Origin of the sequence: Novosphingobium lentum NBRC 107847 (assembly GCF_001590965.1) — a bacterium.
Classification (GTDB): Bacteria; Pseudomonadota; Alphaproteobacteria; order Sphingomonadales; family Sphingomonadaceae; genus Novosphingobium; species Novosphingobium lentum.
Genome location: NZ_BCTW01000034.1, coordinates 20,734 through 27,377, shown reverse-complemented (window position 1 = coordinate 27,377; position 6,644 = coordinate 20,734). Strand labels below are relative to the sequence as shown.

The 6,644-nt window shown below is 63.1% G+C and carries 4 protein-coding genes; 2 read left to right on the top strand and 2 right to left on the bottom strand.

All coding sequences use genetic code 11. From position 1 onward, the window contains the following. Positions 1-2,856 (bottom strand): hypothetical protein (locus NL2_RS19945; protein ID WP_169799555.1); only part of this gene is annotated, 2,856 nt, incomplete at its 3' end. A gap of 668 nt (positions 2,857-3,524) precedes the next feature. Here NL2_RS19945 and NL2_RS19935 point away from each other — a divergent pair. Then, on the top strand, positions 3,525-4,484 hold the full coding sequence (locus NL2_RS19935) for a glycosyltransferase family 2 protein (protein ID WP_157083290.1): 960 nt from the start codon (positions 3,525-3,527) through the stop codon (positions 4,482-4,484). An 18-nt stretch (positions 4,485-4,502) separates the two neighbouring features. Next, positions 4,503-5,768, top strand: coding sequence for a transglutaminase-like domain-containing protein (locus tag NL2_RS19930; protein WP_157083289.1), 1,266 nt, complete (start codon positions 4,503-4,505; stop codon positions 5,766-5,768). Here the strand turns inward: NL2_RS19930 and NL2_RS19925 are convergent. Continuing rightward, positions 5,765-6,541 (bottom strand): glycosyltransferase family 2 protein, encoded by a 777-nt coding sequence (locus NL2_RS19925; RefSeq protein WP_068078222.1) that lies wholly within the window; start codon positions 6,539-6,541, stop codon positions 5,765-5,767. The two genes, NL2_RS19930 and NL2_RS19925, sit on opposite strands and share 4 nt — an antisense overlap. Positions 6,542-6,644: the final 103 nt, after the last annotated feature.

The window sequence follows — 6,644 nt, the reverse complement described above, 5'->3', positions numbered from 1 at the left end:
TCCATCCAAGTTTAGGCCACTCAGGCCTCCAATTGGCTCGCCGCTAACCGCATCAAATATTTTTATGGCGCCATAGCCACTGGCCGAAACGACCACCTCACGACCGTCAAGTGTGACGCACGCGACCGCGATTACGTAACTCTCGTAACGGCCGATCGGTTGTCCGATGGGTGTGGCTGTTACAGGATCCCACATCCGCACTGAGCCGTCTTCGCCACCAGAAACTATCACGTCGCGCCCGGCAGCGCGGCCCAAATCGACTGACAGGACCGGACCGTCATGCCCTACAAATGGTACGCCACGCGGCGCGCCAGTTTCAGGATCCCACAACCTGACAGTTCCATCAGCACCGGATGAGACCAATACTCGCTGGCCCGCAACCCATCCCAACACAACCTCGTAAACTCCGCCCACGTGTCCACGCAAAATCAGGTGAGGCGTCACAGCCCGGGTACGCGCCCATTCGGCCCGCCACGGAGCCGATGCGGGCGGAGCGAATTGCTCGGACAGTTCGGCTTCGCCCTGCATCTGCATCACCAGATGCAGGCTCGACCAGCGTTCGATCGGTGCCCGTGCGGCAAGATCGGAAGCGGCCAGCATGTAGAGCCCGACGACATGCCTCGCCCGATCGGACGGGAGGAATGGTCGTGATGCCAGCACGTTCGCAGGATCGGATATCGCCAGGACGCCGGGGTTGATCACCAGCCGCTCGAGCGTGCTGTAACGGGCAAGCTCCAGCTCTGCTCCCCGGCGACTCTCGGGATCCATCGTGTCGAATGGAACGCCGATGACGTGCGCTGCGACCTGGCCGAGAGTCTCGCGGTCCGCGAGCCGGGCGTGGTCGATAAGGTGTCGGCCGACATAGGCGTCTGCCCGAAGCCAGGCCTCGCCTTCGATGCCACGGATGAGCGTTTCGACGATCGCGGTGGAGGCGTACAGCGCCTGCTTCTGCAGATGATCGGCCAGCGCCTGATGGATCAGCCGGTAGACGGCCTGGCCCATGCCATCGGTCGTCACCGTCGTTTCGACGATGTACGAGCCGACGTGGCGCAACATCCACACGATATCCTCATCGCCGTACACGACACCGGCGTTACCAAGCGCGGTGGCGATGGGCGCCCATACCGCGCGGGACAACCCCAGGCCCAGCCCGAAGGCCAGCGCGCGCAGCATCTCGGTGACGCGGATGACGTCTTCGGGAAAGCGGCCGGCAACATCCTGCACAAACGCTTCGCTGGCTCCGGCCGGCAACGGATCGACCGCCGCGTCCGGCGTCCCCTCGAGGCTGCGGGCGACAAGGCTGGCAAACAGGAAGCTTCCATCGGCGGCGTCGGCCACTTTCCCGCCGGCGTTCTCGATCCATGATTCGCTGCCGCGTGTCTCCACCGGGGCGGCACGAAGGCGCTTGGCGACGAAACTGGCCATGTCGGCCTGCGTTTCCGGCTCGTCCTCCAGATCGAGGATCAACGCGCCGGAACCGAACGCGGTGACAAGGCGGGAATGCCGCGCTTCGCCATCGGGGATGAGCTGGCCGTCAAGGCTGCGGCGCGTTCCCAGGAGAAGGCGCACATGCGCCATGGCGCAGAGCGGCCGGACCAGTTCGCTCGCGATCCGGTCGGCGTGTCCGGCAACGGCCTCATCGAGGGCGTCGATGACGATGGTCTGCCGCTTCCCCGCGGCATCGATGGCTTCGAGCACATCGGCGATGCCCGGCTGATCCACGACCCTGCGGGACAGGCCGATGGCATTGCCGATCGCGGAGGCGACATCGAACACAGTCTTGCCTTTTGCATGGATCGACACGTCGACGATATTTTCGGGCGGGACCGGGTCGCCGGGGGCAAGTCCGCCGACCTTGGCGATGGCCATGCGAACCTCCGGCACCGTCAGCGTCACGATCCGTCCGATCAAGGCAGACTTCCCCGAACCCGGCGGACCGGTGACGATGGCAAGGTTCGGACCTGACCCGCCGAGCCACCGAATGATCCGTTCCTGGATCTTGCGACGGCCCGAGAAGAAATAGCCGACCACTCCCGTATCGATGCCCCGCGGCGACATGTTGAAATGCGCCCGATCGCCGAAAACGCCTTCCAATCGCGATCGGGTTTCGATGTCGCTGTTGCCGGCCTCGGCCACGAACAGGGGATTGGGCAGGATATCCTGCCCGAATCCTTCTTTCGAGTATCGTGGATAGACGGCCTTGTTGGCCTCGCCCAGGACTCCGCGCACCGCGAGCGCCAGTCTTTCGGGATCGATGTACTGCTCCGCTCTCGTCCACATCAAGTGACGGTCAGGTTGCTCCAGTGCTTCCGCCATTCCTTGCGAAAAACGCCCGGCCACAGCTTTGTCGAGCGGGTGGGACGACGCGATCACGCAGGCGACCCGTTCCCACCCGTCACGATCCAGCTGCCTGGCGAGGCTGTCCCGGTATCGTTGAGCGAGGTTCCCTGCGCCCTCCCCCGAAAAACAAGTGTCGAGGATCACCACAATGCGCTCAGCCTTCGAAGCCGCTATTATTCGCCCAAGTTCGCCCGACGGAATCGCAGCGAAGCCATCGAGTTCATCCGGGCCGGGCGAATCCTTGCAGATGAGATAATGTTGATTGTCGCCGGTCGTCACGCCGTGCCCGATCCAATGCAGAAGCAATGTCGAACGTTCGGGAATGGCTTTGATGGCCTCCCGCAGTGCTCTGGGAGCCTCGTCGTTTCGTCCGCCGTGGGGCAGCAGAAGTGGCTGCGTCCCAAGCGCCGTGGCTACACGGGCAGCGGTTGCGCGAACGCCGTCCAGCTTCCTCCAGTTTTCAGTATCGTCATAGTCCTCGATACCGATAATGACGGCGCGAAACTCTCGCTCCATGACCCGCATCTTCCAGCATTAGGGCGATCAGGCTACCACATCCACGTGAACGAACGAAATCAATGCTCGATGGTCCAGGTTGGTACGCTCTGGAGGTGCAGACAGAATTTGGATTATGTGATTGATTGCAAGGCCGTGGCGGACACCGCCAAATAACAAATCAACGAGAGAGCTGACCAGTCGCTTTCTGAGGTGCACGACTGCGCCCGAGCAGTTAGGGCTAACGTTAGGGTCGCGAGATCAAATCCTGTTCAGAACTGCTGAAATTTCGGACAATTTTGCACCAAGTTCGAATCTCTCCGTCGTCCGCCATTTCTGTGTAAAATGAAGGTTTTCTGGCGTCGCGGCCAGCGGTGTGGGGCGCGGGAAGCACCTCGTCCGTCTCGCGCATTCCTGGCTGGCGCCCACCAGCCTGCCATGGCAGACGCGGGTGCCTTTCCGTGGCTCTGATGAGTGGCGGGGGTATCGGTAGGTCGGCTTGGGCAGCGGCAGGGGCCTGATCAACCACGTCGCTGGCAATGGCAGCTTTACGCGGGCCGCCGGCGCAACCCGTCTTTTCGGCAGGACGACATTCTGGCCGGCGGGACACCATTCTGGACATGGGCTGAGTTTGACAGCAAGCCGCGAGCGGCGATCCCCGGCTTGACGAACGGCGGCCATTCGACAAAGTGACCGTATCAGGCCCGGCCTATGCCACGGAGTGGTACGCAGCGATGTTGGATTTGGACCTGGACCGCCTGAAAGGCCGCAAGCTCTTTTTGGGCACGCCCATGTACGATGGGAAATGCCATTCGGAGTTCACCTTTTCCGTTGTCCGGCTGGCGTCGCTGTGCGCCCGGCTCGACATCGAACTTTATGTCTATTTCTCCTGTCATGACGCATTGATTACCAGGAGCCGGGACATAACGGTCGACGTATTCCTGAAATCAGACGCCGACAATTTCATTTTCATCGACGCGGACATCGGCTTTGATGCCGGAGACGTCATTCGCTTGCTCGCCATGCAGATCGATGATGCGGGGCAGGCGTTCGATGTTCTTGCCGCACCCTACCCGGTCAAGCATATCGCCTGGGACCAGGTGATGCTGGCCGCGAAACGCGGCCTTGCCGATCAGGATTCTGGCCTGCTCGCGCGCTATGCCAGCGCGATCCTGATTAACCCGGCCCATGACACCACCATTCCGCTGCACCAGCCCGTCGAGGTGAGCCACGCGGGAACGGGTTTCATGATGATAAAGCGCGAAACATTCGAGCGGTTTCGGAAATTCCATCCCACCAGAACCTACTACGTCAACTACAACAAATTGCTCGGTGAAGAATCAAGGACAATACATGCCTTTTTCGATACCGAGCTCGACGATAAATATTCGAATATTTCCGACGAAATCAAAGAGTTTGCGCGCCTGAATCCCGCCTCTACGGCAGCAGAACTTGTTGATTTCATCGATAGCGATGCCACGATGAAACCATACAGCGGCAAATTTTTCTCGGAAGACTATGCATTTTGTCGCAGGGTGCGCGAAGCCGGCATGAAAGTCTGGCTCTGCCCCTGGATGGAGCTGATCCATGTCGGAAGCCATCGCTACACCAGCCGCCTTGCAGACCTGGGCAACCTCGGCGGCGTGTAGGCGGTGGCACCTGAGGCCGTGCCGGTCAACGCGGGATGGCGCCATAAGCGCGGTTCTGGAACCGTGATGCGGCAACGTTCCTTCCCCGCTGCGACACCGGACGGTGATGATGGTTATCGGACCGTGCCGGAAGCGCGCATCATCGCCATGATCGCCTTGGCCGGCTGGGCCCATCAGCTTGATGATCCCGCTGTCGCGCCGCGAGCGGCCGCCGTTCTGCAGGGCTGGGTCGAACTCGGCCTGCCGTGCCGCAAGACCGATGCCGGTGAACGGCTGTTCGATCCCGTCGAAGTCTGGGTCACCATGAAGCGTCTCGGGTGCGCGGGCGAGGACGGCTACTTCCATCAACGGTATGTGGCGACCGGACGGCGGCTTGCAAGCGACCGCGCATCGACCGAGCCGACCGGGCCATTCCGCCTCGATATCCGCCGGACGTTCCATCTGGCGGCCCGGGCGGCGGGCCAACGCCTGCGCTTGCGCCTGCCGCTTCCGCTGGAACGCGTTCATGGGCAGCGGTCGATCGACTTGCTTGACGAGGGCATCGACCGGGAGGCGATCACGATCCATCCGGACCGGCTGGAGTTGCGGTGTGCGCCGTGGGCCAGGACTCTCGCGCTGGCTGCCCGCCTGGGCTTCGCTGCCCCTCGCGACACGTCCATCGGTGACGACCGGAACCTCTATTTGCGCCCGCGCGAGGGGCATGTCGTGGTCAGCGAGCGCATCCACGACCTTGCGCGCAGCCTTGCCGGGCCCGGCAGCACGCCGGCCGGGTCGGTCGGGGCCTTCTGGACATTCCTGATCGAACGCTTCGTCTGCGTGCCGATCCATTACGACAAGGTCGATCCGGCGGCGCCTTGCGACGGGCTGCTCGATACGGGCGCCTACGATTGTCGGCTCGGTGCGGCGCTGTTCGTCGCGCTGTGCCGGGCCCGGGGAATTCCGGCGCGGATCAACGGCGGGTACCTGCTGTACCGCCACGCGCCGACGCCGCATTTCTGGGCCGAATATTGGTGCGCCGATCGCGGCTGGACCCCCGTCGACTTCCTTGGCTGGGATCTTTCCGGCGGCGGAGCGGATCGCGTTTGGCGGGATCATTTCTTCGGCCGGATCGACGCCCGCCTCGTCACCGAGCAGCTGCCGCTCTCGTTTACGGGCGCACCGGGCGTCGTGATTCCACGGCAATGGCACATGCTGCAGACCGCGACCGCGGGCGGCGTCGAAATCGCGCTGACAGCGCTTGACGGGCGACCGATCTACGCCGACCTCATCCGCTTGCTCGATTAGATCCGGAACGCGATCCCGTTGTGACCGGTTACGTTGATGCTGTCGGCGCGGAACGCGAACGGCGCGAGCCCGGATCGGATGCTGGCCTCGTTGCGCCGGAGCAGCGCGATCGACACGCCAAGTTCGCGAGCCAGCATCGCGTGGTGGCCCGGATCCCAGCTGTTCTCGCCGTGGCTGACGTAAACGTGGAGATGTGCTTCTCCGCCGAGATAACCGACGCGACCGCGCGCCTTGAGCGCGAGGGCCACTGCCAGATCCTCGCCCAGCTCCGCTTCGGCGCCGACTTCAGGATAGCGGATCGCTGCTGTTCGCCGCGCCATCAGAGTGCCGGGATGCCCCCCTGCCGGGGTCGAGCGCCAGTTGGTCAGATACAGCGCCTCGCGATCCGGAAAGTATTGCATGACCTCCTGCAGATAGACCGCTTCATGGTCGGCGGCGTTCAGCCTGGCATATTGGGCTTCGAGACGTTGCGGATGGTAGCGGTCGTCGTCGTCCCATTGGCAAATCACGTCGCCTGCCGCCAGCGCGACACCGAGGTTGCGCAAGGCGCCAAGCCGACCGGTGACCGCCGGCAGATGCACCCGGATGTCCGGACGGCCCTGCGCCGTCACGAAGTCCGACAAGGCGGCGACGTCGTCCGGGGCAGCGGTGCCATCGACGACGATCACCAGTTCCCTGTCGGTATGTGTCTGGCGACAGTAATCCGCAATGCTGTGCTTTGCCAAAGCGATGCGACGGGCGGTCGGCCGGGTAACCATCAGGCAGCTGATCATTGCTCCAGCTCCTCGAAGGCCGTTTCAGGCGTTGCCCCGACCACGGATTGGCGCGGTTCCTGCACGACCGTGCGGGCCATGGCGATATCCGCCACAAATGCCC